The 16935-nt window shown below is 47.7% G+C and carries 17 protein-coding genes and 1 pseudogene; 1 reads left to right on the top strand and 17 read right to left on the bottom strand.

Features of this window, described 5'->3' with window-relative positions; genetic code table 11:
- Nucleotides 1–121: 121 nt before the first annotated feature.
- The 15 genes and pseudogenes from BM135_RS10945 to paaA all read right to left on the bottom strand — a co-directional run bounded on the left by BM135_RS10945 (nt 122) and on the right by paaA (nt 12928).
- Nucleotides 122–514, bottom strand: a complete 393-nt coding sequence (locus tag BM135_RS10945; RefSeq protein ID WP_092519759.1) for a hypothetical protein — start codon at nt 512–514, stop codon at nt 122–124.
- 128 nt (nt 515–642) lie between these two features.
- A pseudogene (locus BM135_RS10940) lies at nt 643–1206 on the bottom strand (IS1 family transposase).
- A 70-nt stretch (nt 1207–1276) separates the two neighbouring features.
- Entirely contained in the window at nt 1277–1618 is a 342-nt protein-coding gene (locus BM135_RS17500) for a hypothetical protein (protein ID WP_175486088.1), read from the bottom strand.
- A 9-nt stretch (nt 1619–1627) separates the two neighbouring features.
- A complete protein-coding gene (gene paaX, locus BM135_RS10935) occupies nt 1628–2569 on the bottom strand; it encodes a phenylacetic acid degradation operon negative regulatory protein PaaX (protein ID WP_092519758.1) in 942 nt (313 codons plus the stop codon).
- Nucleotides 2570–2662: 93 nt separating this feature from the next.
- Nucleotides 2663–3994 (bottom strand): phenylacetate--CoA ligase PaaK, encoded by a 1332-nt coding sequence (paaK, locus tag BM135_RS10930; protein ID WP_092519757.1) that lies wholly within the window; start codon nt 3992–3994, stop codon nt 2663–2665.
- Between the two features lie 170 nt (nt 3995–4164).
- Nucleotides 4165–5379 (bottom strand): 3-oxoadipyl-CoA thiolase, encoded by a 1215-nt coding sequence (gene pcaF, locus BM135_RS10925; RefSeq protein WP_092519756.1) that lies wholly within the window; start codon nt 5377–5379, stop codon nt 4165–4167.
- An 11-nt stretch (nt 5380–5390) separates the two neighbouring features.
- Nucleotides 5391–5822 (bottom strand): hydroxyphenylacetyl-CoA thioesterase PaaI, encoded by a 432-nt coding sequence (gene paaI / locus BM135_RS10920; RefSeq protein ID WP_092519755.1) that lies wholly within the window; start codon nt 5820–5822, stop codon nt 5391–5393.
- The gene (locus BM135_RS10915; protein WP_092519754.1) at nt 5812–7413 is read right to left on the bottom strand and encodes a 3-hydroxyacyl-CoA dehydrogenase; all 1602 of its coding nucleotides are present in this window, start codon (nt 7411–7413) and stop codon (nt 5812–5814) included. The genes paaI and BM135_RS10915 overlap by 11 nt, the downstream gene beginning before the upstream one ends.
- 2 nt (nt 7414–7415) lie before the next feature.
- Entirely contained in the window at nt 7416–8213 is a 798-nt protein-coding gene (paaG, locus tag BM135_RS10910) for a 2-(1,2-epoxy-1,2-dihydrophenyl)acetyl-CoA isomerase PaaG (RefSeq protein WP_092519753.1), read from the bottom strand.
- A 3-nt stretch (nt 8214–8216) separates the two neighbouring features.
- On the bottom strand, nt 8217–8990 hold the full coding sequence (gene paaF / locus BM135_RS10905) for a 2,3-dehydroadipyl-CoA hydratase PaaF (RefSeq protein WP_092519752.1): 774 nt from the start codon (nt 8988–8990) through the stop codon (nt 8217–8219).
- A 45-nt stretch (nt 8991–9035) separates the two neighbouring features.
- Nucleotides 9036–10118: a 1,2-phenylacetyl-CoA epoxidase subunit PaaE gene (gene paaE / locus BM135_RS10900; RefSeq protein ID WP_092519751.1), complete on the bottom strand. Its 1083-nt coding sequence runs from the start codon at nt 10116–10118 to the stop codon at nt 9036–9038.
- A 26-nt stretch (nt 10119–10144) separates the two neighbouring features.
- Nucleotides 10145–10663, bottom strand: coding sequence for a 1,2-phenylacetyl-CoA epoxidase subunit PaaD (paaD, locus tag BM135_RS10895; protein WP_092519750.1), 519 nt, complete (start codon nt 10661–10663; stop codon nt 10145–10147).
- Between the two features lie 66 nt (nt 10664–10729).
- Nucleotides 10730–11506 carry a 1,2-phenylacetyl-CoA epoxidase subunit PaaC gene (gene paaC, locus BM135_RS10890; protein WP_092519749.1) on the bottom strand — a complete coding sequence of 259 codons (777 nt, stop codon included), beginning with the start codon at nt 11504–11506 and terminating at the stop codon, nt 10730–10732.
- Nucleotides 11507–11517: 11 nt separating this feature from the next.
- Nucleotides 11518–11805 carry a 1,2-phenylacetyl-CoA epoxidase subunit PaaB gene (gene paaB / locus BM135_RS10885; protein WP_092519764.1) on the bottom strand — a complete coding sequence of 96 codons (288 nt, stop codon included), beginning with the start codon at nt 11803–11805 and terminating at the stop codon, nt 11518–11520.
- 166 nt (nt 11806–11971) lie between these two features.
- A complete protein-coding gene (paaA, locus tag BM135_RS10875; protein ID WP_092519747.1) occupies nt 11972–12928 on the bottom strand; it encodes a 1,2-phenylacetyl-CoA epoxidase subunit PaaA in 957 nt (318 codons plus the stop codon).
- Nucleotides 12929–13255: 327 nt separating this feature from the next.
- Here paaA and paaZ point away from each other — a divergent pair, with 327 nt between their 5' ends.
- The gene (gene paaZ / locus BM135_RS10870; RefSeq protein WP_092519746.1) at nt 13256–15328 is read left to right on the top strand and encodes a phenylacetic acid degradation bifunctional protein PaaZ; all 2073 of its coding nucleotides are present in this window, start codon (nt 13256–13258) and stop codon (nt 15326–15328) included.
- Nucleotides 15329–15440: 112 nt separating this feature from the next.
- Here the strand turns inward: paaZ and BM135_RS10865 are convergent, their stop codons facing one another.
- Nucleotides 15441–16364, bottom strand: a complete 924-nt coding sequence (locus BM135_RS10865) for a nucleotidyl transferase AbiEii/AbiGii toxin family protein (protein WP_092519745.1) — start codon at nt 16362–16364, stop codon at nt 15441–15443.
- Complete coding sequence (gene abiEi / locus BM135_RS10860) at nt 16354–16890, bottom strand: type IV toxin-antitoxin system AbiEi family antitoxin (protein WP_092519744.1); 537 nt, start codon at nt 16888–16890, stop codon at nt 16354–16356. Before abiEi ends, BM135_RS10865 begins: the two co-directional genes overlap by 11 nt.
- Between the last annotated feature and the right edge of the window lie 45 nt (nt 16891–16935).

Here is a 16935-nt window from a genome sequence, read left to right as displayed (position 1 = left end):
CATTTTGGGATTTTTTTGATTTGGCGATTAATCAGATCGCAAAAATTGGACTGAGTTCCCTTCAAGTGATCTACTATTTTGAAAGCTTATTTAGCTCAAAGAAACTCAATAGGATGATTTATCACGTAGACAGTGGTTTTTGAAATACCCATTCATTCCCTATTCCTTCTTTTTTTTCTATATTTACAGTTGATTTAAATTTACCATCACGAGACTTATCTTTTCCCACACCAAAAGCAAAATCCACCGATGCCTTAATTCCATCATGATAAAGAACCAAATCTAAATTTTTGGGTTTTGATTCCAGTGCTACCAGTAATTTTGCATCAGCCTTGGTCGTCGCGTCCACATAACCATAAATGGCATAATAACTCACCCCTCCGCGAATATTAGTTTCAGCTTTAATGCCAAATCCAGCCTCGAGTACGCCATCTTTTTTAAAAGACCAATCTCCTTTTTCATCAGATGCCCAGCCAAATTTAACATTCAATTCTCCTGTTAAAATTAGATCCAATTGTGCACCTACAAATGCACTATTTTCACCTCTTTAGGATTTTGAACTTATCACTATCATGCCCGACTGACAGTACATTAGTGATTTTATCAATCCCCTGGGGCGTGTATTTAACCTGTTGATATGTGTTAAATATAGTATTCACGTTCAATGAAAGTTCTGATGACTTTATCATGCATTTCCGGCGATTTAGAATAACCCAGGGTCTTTCGATTGAGCCGTTTAAGTCGGTTGCGCAATGTCAAATTCTCCCGCTCAATACGTTGAGTGAAGGTTTTTCCAACAAGGTGCTGATTTTTAGGCAATAGATTGTAAGCCTTGAAATTATCTGTACCCCAGAAAACAATATTGAACGAAGCGAGCTTTTTGAGTGTTTTTTTGCTTCTCGTTCCAAACGTATGAGCAAGGATACGTTTCAGACGAGGCTCCCAAGCAGACCATAACCAGCGCCGGCATTTTTTATTGCCGACAAATGACCACACTTCATCAACTACGGATACCGGCATTGTTCATGGTAAGGTCAATGACTTGTTCTTTTATACTGGCTTGGCACGCCCGATAGGCGTACTCGAGTTGAAAGGTTCGTTGGCAGGAGAAACAGCGATAGCGTTGATGTCCTGCCTCGCCTTTGCCATGTTTTTGACGTATTCAACTTGCTGACAAAATCGACATTTTACTTCTACCGTCACCATTTCATTTCTCCGAGAAAATGCTGATTATACATAAAAATCAACAGATTGAATGCATGACCAAATCACGGCACTATTGGGATGTTTTAAATTCCTGACCGGATAATTCAGGGATTTTATGTAAATCCTGACGTGTCTTTTTGCTGAATGAGTTCAATTCAAACAGTTTTTCACTGATGTTATATTGATTCTTATCCACTAGATTACCCCTTTTATGCTGAATCCAATTTGAGCAATGATAGAAGCAGCAGCAGGTGGAAACGACCATGAAAATGACGATAACTTTCCAAGATATCTTTTTCAGCTCTTCCAACTGACCGCCGACAGATAAACCAGCAAAAGCCAGTAGCGGGACAACAGCAGGATAAAAACGAGACTTTACCATTGCATTGAGAATGACCAGTAATTTGCACATTCATCAATTTCACTGTGCAAGCATTTCACTGTGTGAACTACCAAACCGTCGGTAATACGCTGCGGTGGGTTGAGGTAGTTGACCGATGGTTGTTTCACAACGTTCACTGACGTAACGCGTCGCTGCAAGGTCAATGTGCTGATAAATATTTATACACAAGTTACGGGCAATCAGCCCTTCCCATTGTGTGGGCAGAAGCGCGTCCGGTAGCATTGGATCACGCAGTACTATGCGGCGGTAAAAATGAATTAACAACAGGCGCAATTGGAAACAACGTTCTGGTGTCAGGTCGGCTTCATGGCAATCCCGCAGCAGGGCCATTAACGGGCGGAAGGAAACGATAAATTCGTGATAGTGCTGCGATATCTGTTCCAGTGACCAATTGATAGAGACAAGTTCTTTCAGGCTCTGCTCCGAACGCGGGTAAGGATAATCAGCACGGAAGTAGATGACGGAATCGCTGGCGTTCAGTTCCCCCAGCAGGGCGGGGATATCTCTTTGTGCGCTGCTTGGTGCGGCCATCAGTGTTGTGTTGAGTTGCGCAAATCCAAGCCAGTCCAGCTCTTTTTTCAGGCGATTACGCTCGTTTTTGGCGACGCTTTCGAGTAGTAGTAGATCCCATTTGCCATCCCATTCCGGTTGCTCACTGAGATAGATTTTGCTCTCTGCATAACGAAACTGATTCATGCCTCGTTCAGCGATGCGGTAATAACTGCGTCGTCCCAGCTTTTCTACCGCAAGCCATCCCTCTTTTTGTAGCCTGAATACGGATGTTCTCACGAAACGGTCACTGAAGCCCATCGGTTCCAGCAAGAGACTCAAACTACCAAGCCAGACTTCACCGCCACGGTGACTGAGCGCATCTCCGTATAAGGAGATGATCAGCGATGTTCCGCTGATAGGCTGTGCATTGAGGGCGTGCTGAATAAAGTCGTCGAGTTTGTGTGCCATATTTTTTGTGATCTACTCAAAAGTGTGTCATGACATTAGCATAACTATAAGACCACCGTCGTTTCACATTATTTAACTTGCGGTGGCAAAAGGTTATTTGCGTGGCCGATTGTCGATGACCCGCACCGCCTTGCCTTCTGAGCGAGGAATGACACCACAGTTGACGATGCTGACATCTGTGCTAAGTCCTACCATTGATTTTATGTGATGGCGCAACTGATGACAGAGGTTGCAACTCTGTTCATGGTTTAGCAGGTTTGGCTCTTTCAGTTCAACTTTGACTGACAGGCAGTCATGGTTGCCCTTGCGATGTATTTCCAGCTGATAGTGAGGAGAGAGTTCCTTAAAGCGGATAATCTGTTCTTCTACCTGTGATGGGAACACGTTGATGCCACGGATAATCAGCATGTCATCCGAACGTCCGGTGATCCTGTGCATACGACGCATATTACGTGTTGTACCGGGTAATAAACGTGTCAGGTCGCGGGTGCGGTAACGGATCACGGGCATGGCTTCTTTGGTCAGGGTAGTGAGGAGCAGTTCGCCGGTTTTGCCATCGGCCAGATTATTCAGATTGTCAGGATCAATCACTTCAGGATAAAAATGATCCTCCCAAATGGTGGAGCCGTCAGCGTATTCCAATGATTCCATCGCAACGCCCGGCCCCATCACTTCGGACAGGCCGTAGATATCCAATGCTTTGATGCCCATGCGTGTTTCAATCTCCGCACGCAAAGCGGCCGTCCAAGGTTCTGCACCAAAGATGCCAATACGCAAGGAGCATGTGCTGGCATCCCCACCCATTTGATGTTCCAGTTCATCCAGTAAAGTCAGGCAGTAAGAAGGTGTCATCATGATAATGTCAGGCTTGAAATCCATAATCAGTTGCGCCTGTTTTTCGGTGTTGCCGCCAGACATGGGAATGACCGCTGCTCCCAGTCGTTCGGCACCATAGTGCGCTCCCAGTCCGCCTGTGAACAGGCCATAACCGTAGGCGACGTGGACTTTGTCTTTGGTACTCGCTCCCGCAAATCGCAGGCTACGGGCGACCAGCTCCGACCAAATGTCGATGTCCCGTCGGGTATAACCCACTACGGTTGGGCGTCCCGTTGTGCCGGATGAAGCATGAATGCGCACAACCTGCTCCATTGGTACGGCGAAGGTGCCAAAAGGATAGTGTTCCCGCAGATCTTGTTTGGTGGTGTAAGGAAATTTGGTGATGTCATCGAGTTGCTTGAAATCACTTGGATGGACACCTGCCGCATCAAATTTGTGGCGATACATGGGAACGTTATTGTAGGCGTGATTGAGAGTCCATTTTATCTGTTTAAATTGCCACGCCTGAATTTCATCACGTGAAGCAAACTCAATGGAGTCCAGAGGTTGTTCAGGGGATTTTTTTAGGTTTTGTACGCTGTTGCTCATAGTTGCCTGTCCTTTTGTTGACTTGTTTGTAACAGGTTGTGTTTATTGTTATGTGCAGGTGCTGGTTAAATCAGGTAATCGCGTATCAATTGCTGCTAAGAAAATCGGTACTGAAAAAAGCGTTTCTATATAAATCATTACTGCATAAATCGTTATTGCTTAAATCGTTGCTATGAAATACGTTCAATAATCATGGCGATGCCCTGTCCCACGCCAATGCACATGGTGCACAAGGCATAACGACCAGCGCGTCGCTCCAGTTCAAGGGTGGCTGTCAGTGCAAGGCGAGCCCCGCTCATGCCAAGAGGGTGCCCCAGTGCAATGGCTCCTCCATTCGGGTTTACGTGTTCTGCATCATCCGGTAATCCCAGTTGGCGCATAACAGCCAGTGACTGGGCGGCGAAAGCCTCATTCAGTTCAATAACATCCATTTGGTTTAGGTTTAAGCCTGTCAGTGCCAGTATTTTGCGGGTTGCCGGCAATGGCCCAATTCCCATAATGCGAGGCTCAACGCCACATGTTGCTGTTGCGATGATAAGTGCCCGTGGTGTAAGCCCTTGGTGTAATGCTGCCGTTTCTGAGGCGATGATAAGCGCTGCTGCGCCATCGTTGACGCCGGAGGCGTTACCTGCGGTAATCGTGCCGCCAGTACGAAATGGGGTTTTGAGCCGTTGCAACTGTTCGAATGTCGTTTCTGGTCGGAGATGTTCATCCTGTGAAACAACGGTTGCTACGCCTTTTTTATTGATTGGGGGCAGAGTGACAGGGAGGATTTCTTCGGCCAGTACACCGCGTTGTTGCGCGCTGGCAGCACGTTGCTGGCTGCGTAAGGCGAAGGCATCTTGGTCATCACGGCTGATTTGAAACTGTTCTGCAACATTTTCTGCCGTTTCTGGCATGGAGTCTGTGCCGAACTGTTGTTGCATCAAGGGGTTGATAAAACGCCAGCCGAGTGTGGTATCAAAGACTTGAGCCTGTCGGCTGAATGCACTGTCTGCTTTGCCCATCACAAAAGGAGCACGGGTCATGGATTCAACCCCACCGGTTAAAATCAGTTGGGCGTCATCAGATTTAATGCTGCGAGCGGCGAAGGCCAGCGCATCCAGACCGGAGCCACACAATCGATTAACTGTTGTACCAGAGATTGTATCTGGCAGTCCCGCCAGCAGTACGGCCATGCGTGCGACATTGCGGTTATCTTCCCCTGCCTGATTGGCGCAGCCGAGGATGACATCATCAATTTGTCCCCAATCCAGTGCCGGATAACGGGCCATTAATGCCCGTAGTGGCAGGGCGGCTAGATCGTCAGCCCGCAGGCTGGATAGCGTACCGCCATAACGTCCTATGGGGGTTCGGATTCCATCACAGATAAATGCATGGGTCATGATTGCTCTCTCTAATCCAAAATAGGCTGGCTGATGCGATGGGAGTGACCGCGGAAAATAGCCACGACTTTGCCGTTCTGGTTGATGATTTCCACGTCGTACAGGCCGGTTTTTTTGCCTTGATGCCGAACAGAAGCGGTGGCGGTCAGTTGATCACCAACCAATGCCGGACAGATGAAGTCAATGTTGCCGCCAGAAGCGACTGCTGCCAATCCTTCACTATTGCAGGCGTAGGCGAAAGCGGTATCCGCCAGACTGAACAGAATGCCACCGTGACAACTTTGATGACCATTGAGCATGTTGGGCATGATTTTCATGCTGAGTCGGGCGAATCCGACATCAATATGCTCAATATGCATTCCCATTGTTTGGGCGCAGGCATCTTGAGCGTACATGATTTCAACGTGGTGGCGAGCCAATTGACTTGCGGCATTATTTTGCATGGGTATCCCCTTTTTTGTGGTTCTTGGCCAGTGGGAAGAGTAATTGGGTATGCCCCGCCGCCAGCTGGCGCAGCAAGGGAGCTGGACGGTAACGGGGTTCCCCATAGAATTTCTGCAAATTTTCCAGTGTGCTGAGAATATGTTTCCAACCCAGTTGCCCACCCCATGCCAGTGGGCCGATGGGATAATTCACCCCGTGGCACATCGCCAGATCGATATCTTCAGCACAGGCGATCCCTTTGTTGATGGCATCCAGTGCTTCGTTACACAGCATGACGACGGTACGCATCGTTAGCAGGGCAGGGTAATCCGGCAGGTAAATCACTTGCTTGCCAAGAGATTGCAGAAAGCCTATCACTTTTGCGGTTTGTTGCGGCGTATTCTGGCAAGCAGCACTGAGTGTAATAATGGAAGCCGATTGGTGATTGGCAGAAAGATCAAATTGCATTACGGGTGCTCTGACTTCGTCAGCAATCTGGGAGCAGGTTCTTCCCTTGGTCAGCACCAAGAGTACGTCATCAATCTGTAAAGTCGGGGAGTGGAATCGGTCATTTTTGCTTTCTTCGAAGATGATTCCGTATTGCTGCAATTCTGGTTTCTGTAGCAAGGCAACGAAATGAGGTAAGGCTGCCCAATTCCCTGTTGCTTTGATCCGCATCGGCTGTTTTTGGGTTTTGCTCTGTTTCGGTTCTATTTTGGGTTGTGGCTGAGTATCTTTTTTCTTTACGTCATAGACGTAGAAACCGCGACCACGTTTGCGTCCGAGATGATCGGCATCCACCAGCTCTTTCTGCTGCAATGAAGGCTGAAAGCGAGGATCGCCGTGGAAAGCATGGAACAGGGATTCAGTCACGGTGTAGTTAACGTCATGGCCGATCAAATCCATCAGTTGTAATGGACCCATCGCAAAACCACCAGATTCTTTGAGGATTGCATCCAGCGTGGCGGGAGTTGCAATCTGCTCTTCCAGTGCACGCAAGGCTTCTGCATAGAATGGACGGGCGATGCGATTGACGATAAATCCCGGTGTAGAACGGCAAATCACCGGCTGTTTTTTCCAGTCGGTCACGAGGGTTTTTAGCGTTGCCACCGTTCGGGGGGATGTTTCCAGACCTTGTACGATTTCCACCAGCCTCATCAGGGGAGCTGGATTGAAAAAATGTAGTCCAACCATGCGCTGTGGCATAGACAGGACACGGGCAATGGCAGTAATCGACAATGATGAGGTGTTGCTGGCAAACAGGGTTTGGTTTGAACAAATGGATTCCAGTTGCTGGAAGAGATTTTGTTTAGCTTCCAATTGCTCAACAATCGCCTCAATTACCAGCCCACACGATGCCAGTGCATGTAATGAATTGACTTGGGTGATGCGCTGTAACAGGGCTTCTGTTGTGCCGGCTTCTGCTTTGCCTGCTTTCACACGTTGATGCAGGCGGGTGCGTAGATTATCCAGTGCCTGACTTACGGCTTCGCTATTGACATCAAACAGCAGGACGGAATGTCCTGCTTGAGCCGCGACCTGAGCAATGCCGATACCCATTGTTCCCGCCCCAATAACGGCTATGGGACCGTAGAGCAGAGGCGTGGTCATGATTATTTCCCCTTGAACGTTGGCTGGCGTTTTTCCATGAATGTACTGATACCCTCACGGAAATCTTCACTGTGTCCGCAACGACGTTGTAAATCACGTTCGAGATCAAGCTGTTGATCCAGCGTATTGGATACTGCGGCATAAGTCGCTTGCTTGGTGCAGCCAAGTGCTACGGTGGGTTGGGTGGCAAGGTGTCGGGCGAGTTCCTGTGTTTTATCTTCCAACTCTTCGGGTTTGACGACTTGCCAGATCATGCCCCAATCCAGTGCTTGCTCAGCGCTGATTTTTTCTCCCAATAATGCCATTCCCATGGCGCGTGCTTGCCCAATTTTATGGGGCAGGAACCAGCTACCGCCGGAATCTGGTGTCAGGCCAATGCGGCAGAAAGCCTGAATGAAGCTGGCTGTGCGGGATGCGATGACAATGTCACAAGCCAGGGCAAGGGAGACACCAGCACCTGCGGCTACACCGTTGATGGCGCAGATAATGGGTTTGGGCAGGGAAGTCATGCGCCGGATCAGCGGATTATAGTAGCGTTCAACGGATTGACCGAGGTCGGGGATATCACCATTAGAGATGATGGAATTGCGATCACTTAAATCTTGCCCGGAACAGAAGCCGCGTCCGGTTCCTGTGAGCAGGACACAGCGCACGGATTCATCCTGTTCAGCAATGTCCATTGCCTTGCTTAGTTGTTGATGTAGTTCCTCGTTAAAGCTATTGAGGCATTCTGGACGGTTGAGAGTAATACTCAGGACACCTGTGTTTATATCAGTGAGTACTATTGGCATGTTTTCCATCTATCAATATCCTTTGAAAATTGGTTGACGTTTTTCCAGAAAGGCAGTGATGCCTTCCTGCCGATCGGTTGTTCCCGCCAAAGCAACAAAGTGTTGGCGTTCGGCGAGCAACCCTTGTGACAGGCTCGTTTCTTGTGCGACTTTGAGGGAGGCTTTGGCTGCCCGCAGTGCCAGAGGGGAAAACTCACTGATGCGTTGTGCGATCTGCTCTGCACGTTCTAACGTCAGGGCATCAGTGCACACTTCGCTGACCAGCCCCGCTTCTTGGGCTTGATGGGAACCGATAGCTTCTCCGGTTAGTACCATCTGGTAAGCAAGCGCTTTGCCAACACTGCGAATGAGTCGTTGTGTTCCCCCCGCCCCCGGTATCAGCCCTAAGGTAATTTCTGGCAGACCGAAACGGGCGTTTTCTCCACAAATCACTAAATCACAAGCCAATGCCAGTTCGCAGCCAGCCCCAAGCGCGTAGCCATTGACGGCAGAGATCAAAGGCTTGCTGATATGGTGTAAACGTTGCCAGAGTTGCGGACGGAGATCAGTGATAGCTGTAGCAACGCTTTGTTTCTGTAGTTCTTTCAGGTCTGCGCCGGCAGCAAAACAGCGCATTGATCCCGTAATAACAATCGCTCCTGTGCCGTTATCTGCATCTGCCAGTTCCAATTGCTGTACAAGTTGTTCGAGGCAGTCATTGCTGAGAGCGTTGCGTACTTCTGGTCGGTTGAGGGTCAGTGTGCGCACTCTTTGCTGCTGGTGGCATAAAATCCACTCCTGATTCATGGCGGCTCCTCGCTATCTGTGTTGGATTCCTGTTAGATATCGCTGCTAGACATCAAAATCGACAATCACGCCATCGCCTTTCGGCCATGATTGGCAACTTAAAATATAACCAGCAGCCAATTGATCGGGTTCGAGGCTGTAGTTTACTCTCATGTCCACTTCGCCGGATTTAAGTTGGCATTTGCAGGTAGCGCACACTCCTCCTTTGCAGGCGTAGGGCAAATCTGCGCCCTGACGTAATGCGGCATCTAGGATGCTGTCGTCTTTGGCGTTCATGACAATGTGGAGGGTGCGGCCATCCAAATGGATCTCTACGCGGGTTTCACTGCGCTCTGCGAGATTGGCAGGGCGGGAATTCGTCGTAGCTTTGTGGGTGCGTCCGGTATTGAAACGTTCACTATGGATGCGCTCAGTAGGTATTCCCGCCTGCTCCAGCGCAGAATGGGCATCATCCAACATAGTTTCAGGGCCACAGAGAAAAGCATGGTCAAACTGAGAAAAATTAAGCAGAGTTTTGCCGATGCGGTGCAGGTGTTCAGTATCAATGCGTCCGTTAAACAGTGGGCTATCGGTGGTTTCCTGACTGAACAGGTACAGCACCTGAAAACGGGTCAGGTAGCGATTTTTGAGATCGGCTAACGCCTCTTTGAACATGACGGAGCGGCTGGTGCGATTACCATAGATCAGGGTGAAGGTACTATTCGGTTCCAATGCCAGCGTACTTTTGATGATAGATAGAATGGGGGTGATACCCGAACCGGCGGCAATGGACAAATAATGTCCCTGTTGGTCTGTATTGGGGCGATGGCCAAAACTGCCTTGTGGCTGCATGACTTCCAGCTTATCCCCGACTTTTAATTGCTGGTTGATGAAGGTCGAAAAACGGCCTTGATAAATGGCTTTGACGCCAATTTGTAATACGCCATCCAGCGGTGAGCTACAGATGGAGTAGCAGCGGCGTAGTTCTTCATTACCCACTTTTGCCTTGAGTGTCAGGTGCTGGCCCGGGTGATAGCAGAAATATTTTTTCAGCTCATTGGGAATATGCAGGGTAACGGTGACGGCATCAGGTGTTTCCCGTTCGATGGCGGCAATGCTTAGATGGTGAAAGCTATGGCGGTGAAACATCTTCTACTCCCTTGTTAAATCCCTCGTTAAATGCATTTGAAATAATCAAATGGTTCCAAACAATCTCGACAGCGATAAAGGGCTTTACAGGCAGTGGAACCAAATTCGCTGATTTTTTCTGTTTCATGACTGCCACAATACGGGCAGGTGATGGGTTCCATGTTCGCCATTTTTTCACAAATCAACCCCTGAGGTGGTGCAATACCGGATTCTCGCAGGCGTTGTCTGGCATCGGTCTTTATCCAGTCGGTTGTCCACGCAGGAGCCAGACTCACTTCGATATACACCGGAGAAAAACCTGCTTGTGCCAGTGTTTCCTGAATGGCTTCGATTAGATATTCCGTTGCAGGACAGCCGGAATATGTCGGGGTAAATGTCACCCGCCAACCATTTTGTAACGGTGTGACAGCCCGTATCATGCCAAGATCGGTAATGGAGAGCGCAGGAAGTTCTGGATCGGCAATTTGGTGCAGGCATTGCCAGATTTGGTGAATTTCCGGCGGCTGAATCTCTGAATAAAAGTGTGTATTGCATTGCTGTTCCATGATTTCCTCCCGTTGCTATCCGTTCTGCCATCCGTTTTTGCTATTTATTTTTACTATCCATTTTTACTACCAGTTACAGTCGGGATAGGTGTGTTGCAGGTACTGCATTTCTGCCAATATGTATCCTAAATGTTCTGTATGCAGTCCTTGCTTTCCGCCTTGTCGATAAGGTGTCTCCTGTGGCATTTCTAACGTGGCTTCGGCGAACGTTTCCTTGATGATTTGCTGCCACGGTTCATGCAAGGTACTGGGATCAACGGCAATACCTTCTTCTGCCAGTTGCTGCTCTATTTCGTCGTAATGGAATAGTTCGCCGGTAAAGCGCCACAGTTGGTTGATGGACTGCTGGATTTTTTCATGGCTCAGTTCTGTTCCATCTCCCAATCTAATCATCCAACCCCGGCTGAATCGCAGGTGATATTCCACTTCTTTTAATGATTTGGCACTGATGGCTGCCAATTGGGGATCACGGCTTTGTCCCAGAACTTGATGCAGCAGGACGTGATAGGCATCGATAAAAAACTGGCGTACCAATGTGTCGTTAAAGCCGCCATTGGGTTGTTCCACCAGCAGCAGATTGAAGAATTCACGCTCATCGCGCTCAAATGCCAAATGATCTTCATTCAGCCCGTTTCCTGAAAGGGTAGCTGCATAACTGAGGAAATGGCGTGCTTGTCCCAGTAGATCGAGGCCAATATTGGACAGGGCGAGATCTATTTCCAGCTCTGGTGCATGTCCACACCACTCGCACAGGCGTTGTGCCAGAATCAGTGGGGTATCTCCCTGACGAAGTACGTATTTGAATAGAGCATGCTTGGGTGATGAGACGCTGTGTATATTCATATTCCCGTCTCCTACATATTCTTGATGCCATCAGGAATGGCGTAGAAAGTCGGATGGCGGTAAATTTTGTCTTCTGAGGGTTCGAAAAAAGCACCGCGTTCTTCCGGTTGTGAAGCCACCAGATGGATGGATTGTACGACCCAGATCGAGCAGCCTTCATTGCGCCGGGTGTAGGCATCGCGTGCGTTCTCCAATGCCATTTGATCATCTGCCGCGTGGAGGCTGCCAACATGGCGGTGCGCCAATCCCTGTTTACTGCGGACGAAGACTTCATACAAAGGCCAATCGGTATCGTTCATTAGATTCACTCCCTTCGATACTGTTTATACCCTTCGTCTTTCAAGTTGCCTCTTTGTTGGCTGCGCTCACTCACCCCGGTCACATAGTTATCTATGCTCCCGGGGATTCGTTCCCTTGCCGCCGCGATGCATCTTGAAATCCATTGGGTATAGATAAAGCAAGAAATTAAGCAACACGATTTTTAGCGGCTATTTTCTTGGCGTGAACAGAAGCCGCTTCACGTACCCAACTCCCGTTTTCCCAAGCCCGGCGTTTGGCTTCCAGACGTTCGTGATTGCATATCCCCTGTCCTTTCAGCACTTGATAGAATTCGTCCCAGTTGATTTCACTAAAACGGTAATGCCCTGTTGCTTCATCCCAAGCCAGATCAGGATCGGGAGCTGTCATGCCCAGGGCTTCCAACTGAGGCACGGTGTTGTCGATGAATTTTTGCCGCAGTTCATCATTGCTGAATCGCTTGATTTTCCATGCCATGCTCTGGGCGCTGTTGGGAGAATCACTGTCATTGGGGCCAAACATCATCAATGTCGGCCACCAAAAACGATTAATGGCATCTTGTAACATAGCTCGTTGGGCTTCGCTGCCATTCGCCAGCACTGTGACTGCCTCATAACCTTGCCGCTGGTGGAAACTTTCTTCCTTGCAGATTTTCACCATTGCGCGGGCGTAAGGGCCATAAGAAGCGCGGCACAAAGCCACCTGATTGACAATTGCCGCGCCATCCACCAACCAGCCAATCACACCAACATCTGCCCAACTGAGGGTGGGATAGTTAAAGATCGAAGAATATTTCATCTTGCCATCCAACAGTTTTTGGTAGATGTCCTGACGGGAACAGCCCAGAGTTTCGGCGGCGCTATAGAGATACAGCCCGTGCCCTGCCTCATCTTGTACTTTCGCCAGCAATACGGCTTTACGGCGCAATGTCGGGGCGCGGGTGATCCAATTGGCTTCCGGTAACATGCCGACGACTTCTGAGTGTGCGTGTTGACCGATCTGGCGTATCAGATTTTGGCGATAGGCTTCAGGCATCCAGTCTTTGGCCTCAATCGAAAGGTCTGCTGCTATTTTTGCTTCAAAGCTTTTTGCCTCAAAGCTCGCCTGAAGTGGATCTGTTGTCATATGCGACTCCGTTGTGATTCTTATTTTTTGATATGAAGCATAAAAGCGAATCACTTTTGTAACTACAAATCTACAAACCAGTAACAAAAATATCAAACATAAAATTTGTATATTTGTTGTTCATATCACAGTATTGATTTTTATTTCTTATAAAACAAAAGATTAATTATTTTTATTGTATGGCGGTAAAAATATTAATAAGTGACTTAGTACAAATGTTTTTATTTTGTTAATTTCATGAGTGGTTTTGTCAATCATGTATGTGATACAAAAATAGTATGCTGTTACTTAATGATTGTTTCATTAGTTAAATCGGTGGAGAAAAAAATGCAATATTTAATGAGTTACATTTGTGGTGCTTGGGTTTATGGGCAAGGCAACACCAGAACCATCCATCATGCAGTAAGCGGTGAAGCTTTGTATCAGGTATCTTCGGAAGGTTTGCCGTTAACAGAAAGTTTAGAGTATGCCCGTGAAAAAGGCGGAAAGGCGCTGGCTGCGATGACGTTCCAGCAACGTGCACAAATGATGAAAGCGGTTGCAAAACACCTGCTTGCCAACAAAGAAGCACTGTATGCCATTTCCACAGAAACTGGCGCAACCCGTGCCGATGGTTGGGTGGATATTGAGGGAGGAGTGGCGACACTTTTCTCTTATGCTGGATTGGCCGGGCGTGAATTGCCGGATGATACCCTGTGGCCGGAAGATGAGATGATCCCGCTGTCTAAACAGTCTCAGTTTGTGGCTCGTCATGTACTGACTTCCCGTCCTAGTGTTGCTCTGCATATCAATGCGTTTAATTTTCCTTGTTGGGGGATGTTGGAAAAATTGGCACCAACGTGGATGGCAGGTATGCCGGCGATTATCAAACCTGCTACGGCATCCGCCCAATTGACACAGGCGATGGTGAAAATGATCATCGACAGTGGTTTGGTGCCGGAAGGGGCATTGCAATTGATCTGCGGTGGCATTGGCGATCTGTTTGATCATCTCGATTATCAGGATGCCGTGACGTTCACTGGCTCGGCACAAACGGGGCAGACATTGCGTGCTCATCCCCGACTGATAGAAAAATCCATTCCCTTCACGATGGAAGCGGATTCCCTCAACTGCTGCATTTTAGGTGAGGATGTTACGCCTGATATGCCGGAATTTGGAGTATTCATCAAGGAAGTTGTCCGCGAAATGACGGTAAAGGCTGGTCAGAAATGTACGGCTATCCGGCGTATTATTGTACCTGCTAGTCAGATGGAAACAGTCAAACAAGCGCTGCTCAAACGGTTGGCTGGTGTGACAGTCGGTGATCCCATGTTGCCGGAAGTGCGTATGGGAGCGTTGATTAATCTGGAGCAGCGAGATGAGGTACAGGCGAGAGTCAACGAATTGCGCAATAGCGGTTGTGAGGTTTTGTGTGGCGGTTCATTGGATAAATTAGTGCTGACAGGTAGTAGCAACAGTAATGGGGCATTCTACCCACCGACGTTGCTCTATTGTACTGATCCAATGACAAATCAGGTAGCACACAACACGGAGGCTTTTGGGCCGGTTTCTACGTTAATGGCGTATCAGGATACCGAGCAGGCGATGGCATTGGCGCTGATGGGGCAAGGTAGTTTGGTGGGCTCATTGGTGACGGCAGATGAGCAGATTGCTGTACAGGTGATCCGTGCGACAGCGTGTGCACACGGGCGTATGTTGGTGTTGGATGACGTGGCTTCTGCGGAATCCACAGGACACGGTTCTCCGCTGCCCATGCTGGTACATGGTGGACCGGGGCGTGCTGGTGGTGGAGAAGAGTTGGGTGGTTTACGTGCCGTGAAACATTATATGCAGCGCACCGCGATTCAAGGCAGCCCAAGTATGCTGGCAGCGATTGGTCGTGAGTGGGTTCGTGGTGCGAAAGTGAAGGAAGAGGCGATACATCCATTCCGCAAGTATTTTGAGCAGCTCGAAATTGGTGAAAGTTTGCTGACCGCTCGCCGGACAGTGACGGAAGCGGATATTGTGAATTTCGCTTGCCTGAGCGGAGATCATTTTTATGCCCACATGGATAAAATTGGTGCGGCTGAGTCCCTGTTTGGTGAGTGTGTGGCACACGGCTATTTTGTTGTATCGGCTGCTGCGGGCTTGTTTGTTGATGATGCGGTGGGACCAGTGCTTGCCAACTACGGTATGGAAAATCTGCGTTTCATTGAGCCGGTCAAAATCGGCGATACTATTCAGGTTCGTTTGACCTGCAAGAAGAAGATCAAGAAAGTCCAGAAAACCCCGGAAGATAAGCCACATGGTGTCGTAATGTGGGATGTGCAGGTATTGAATCAGGAGCAACAGCCTGTGGCGCTTTATAGCATTCTGACACTGGTTGAACGGCAGTTGGGCGATTTTTCGGCTTCTGTGTAGGAATATTTGAAAATAAGAACGCAGGAAATAAGTTAATCTGATTCATTAAACCAAGCGAATGGAAGAGCCTGAGGGGATTTGTCAATGATAATGAAGCGCCTCAGGCTTTTTTCTAAAGTTTAAATTCAGGCTGAATGTGATCGGCAGCATATGTGAGTTGTAATTTTTGAAATAATTCTGTCAATGTTGCTATCAAATACATGCTGAATTTCTCTTTTGCCAAAGTACGTACAAATACATCATTTGGCAAAAAGCGTTTCATTTCCTCAATAAACGCATCGCTGGCAATGATATCAGGTAAGGATTGGAGACGTTTATCCAATAAGTTTGCAAAATCTGTCAGTTTGTAGTCAGCAACTTTTTTCTTCACCAAATCAACATTGAGTTTCGCACCTTGTTGCTGCAACCAGACGAGATCCCAAATGTCACGATGGCGTACACGCTTTTCTGTAGCAGGTAGAGAAATTAATTTGTCTGCCATGATTTCATCAAGAGTTTCTGTATAGATTAACGTGTCATCATAACCATCAGGCAGAAAATCATAGTTATGGTGTAGTGGTAGAATATTTCGGGTATAGGCAGGAATATTGGCAACTTCAATTTTAATCCGTTGCTTGGGTAAGTCCTTGCGACCGGGGAAGGTGATAATGGAAATTTGCCACTTACTGATTTTAAGTGCAGCATATTCAGGCTCTTGTTTGAGTATTTCTGGCTCTTTTACTGTTACTTTCAGGTCATATCGCGTACCGATGTAATCTTCGATACATTGTTTCATTGCGGACAATTGGCTGGACGAAAAATCTTTCCCACCAGCAAAATCTAGGTCTTCGCTAAAACGATTGCCGCCATAGCATAGACGTAAGGAGGTTCCCCCTTGAAATACAAGGGTGTCCAGTAAACCAGCTTGGTCAAGACAGAATAAAATATCATAGTGGAGAAGCTCTTTTTCAATAACTGGCTGCATGTGTGAAATATGAGTATTTTTTTGCATAGCCTGTTTAACGAGCTGCACAAAATCAGATCTTTCAATCTTCATAGATAATATTCTCTTCGACTAAATGTGTGTTTCTACCAACTCTTTTTAGATCACGGTAAGCAGCCTGTTTGTTCGCCAAACGGAGTGGTCTGCCGACAATATGAATATGGTTAATAATGTCTGATACTGATCTTTTGGTGTGGGTAAATTCAATCATACCAAAAGGAGTTTGATATTCGCCTTTGCGGCCAGTGGTCATCACTGTTAATCGATCAATTGGGATTTGTGAGATGGCACCATATTCAGATAGCGCGGATTCTAAACTGACGTAATTGTATTCACCACGCCGCATCGCTTTGGCAATCAATTCCAATGTGTAGAGTCCTTTATGGTGGGACAAGGCAAACACGTAAATTCCTTTACAGGCACGTAACAGTACCCCTTGTTTAATAAGACGGCTTAATCCGGCTTCAAAAGCGCGCTTGCTGTCTTCTGAAAACAGTTTGGCGAGATCTTTACTAGTAAAAACGTAGCGACCTTGTTGATCGAACTTATTTAAACGTTGAATGGCTGTAATCTGATTCATTTAAGTGGGCGCTTATATCACTTTTAAATGTTGTTTATGTATACA

The organism is Xenorhabdus japonica, from assembly GCF_900115195.1.
Taxonomy (GTDB): domain Bacteria; phylum Pseudomonadota; class Gammaproteobacteria; order Enterobacterales; family Enterobacteriaceae; genus Xenorhabdus; species Xenorhabdus japonica.
Note: the sequence above shows the minus strand (reverse complement) of the source record. Positions and strands in the feature narration are given on the sequence as shown.

What these genes read in the sequence shown, in the direction of transcription:
- BM135_RS17500 (WP_175486088.1), bottom strand. Translation starts at nt 1,618, where the DNA reads ATGTGCAAATTACTGGTCATTCTCAATGCAATGGTAAAGTCTCGTTTT.
- paaX (WP_092519758.1), bottom strand. Translation starts at nt 2,569, where the DNA reads ATGGCACACAAACTCGACGACTTTATTCAGCACGCCCTCAATGCACAG.
- paaK (WP_092519757.1), bottom strand. Translation starts at nt 3,994, where the DNA reads ATGAGCAACAGCGTACAAAACCTAAAAAAATCCCCTGAACAACCTCTG.
- pcaF (WP_092519756.1), bottom strand. Translation starts at nt 5,379, where the DNA reads ATGACCCATGCATTTATCTGTGATGGAATCCGAACCCCCATAGGACGT.
- paaI (WP_092519755.1), bottom strand. Translation starts at nt 5,822, where the DNA reads ATGCAAAATAATGCCGCAAGTCAATTGGCTCGCCACCACGTTGAAATC.
- BM135_RS10915 (WP_092519754.1), bottom strand. Translation starts at nt 7,413, where the DNA reads ATGACCACGCCTCTGCTCTACGGTCCCATAGCCGTTATTGGGGCGGGA.
- paaG (WP_092519753.1), bottom strand. Translation starts at nt 8,213, where the DNA reads ATGGAAAACATGCCAATAGTACTCACTGATATAAACACAGGTGTCCTG.
- paaF (WP_092519752.1), bottom strand. Translation starts at nt 8,990, where the DNA reads ATGAATCAGGAGTGGATTTTATGCCACCAGCAGCAAAGAGTGCGCACA.
- paaE (WP_092519751.1), bottom strand. Translation starts at nt 10,118, where the DNA reads ATGTTTCACCGCCATAGCTTTCACCATCTAAGCATTGCCGCCATCGAA.
- paaD (WP_092519750.1), bottom strand. Translation starts at nt 10,663, where the DNA reads ATGGAACAGCAATGCAATACACACTTTTATTCAGAGATTCAGCCGCCG.
- paaC (WP_092519749.1), bottom strand. Translation starts at nt 11,506, where the DNA reads ATGAATATACACAGCGTCTCATCACCCAAGCATGCTCTATTCAAATAC.
- paaB (WP_092519764.1), bottom strand. Translation starts at nt 11,805, where the DNA reads ATGAACGATACCGATTGGCCTTTGTATGAAGTCTTCGTCCGCAGTAAA.
- paaA (WP_092519747.1), bottom strand. Translation starts at nt 12,928, where the DNA reads ATGACAACAGATCCACTTCAGGCGAGCTTTGAGGCAAAAAGCTTTGAA.
- paaZ (WP_092519746.1), top strand. Translation starts at nt 13,256, where the DNA reads ATGCAATATTTAATGAGTTACATTTGTGGTGCTTGGGTTTATGGGCAA.
- BM135_RS10865 (WP_092519745.1), bottom strand. Translation starts at nt 16,364, where the DNA reads ATGAAGATTGAAAGATCTGATTTTGTGCAGCTCGTTAAACAGGCTATG.
- abiEi (WP_092519744.1), bottom strand. Translation starts at nt 16,890, where the DNA reads ATGAATCAGATTACAGCCATTCAACGTTTAAATAAGTTCGATCAACAA.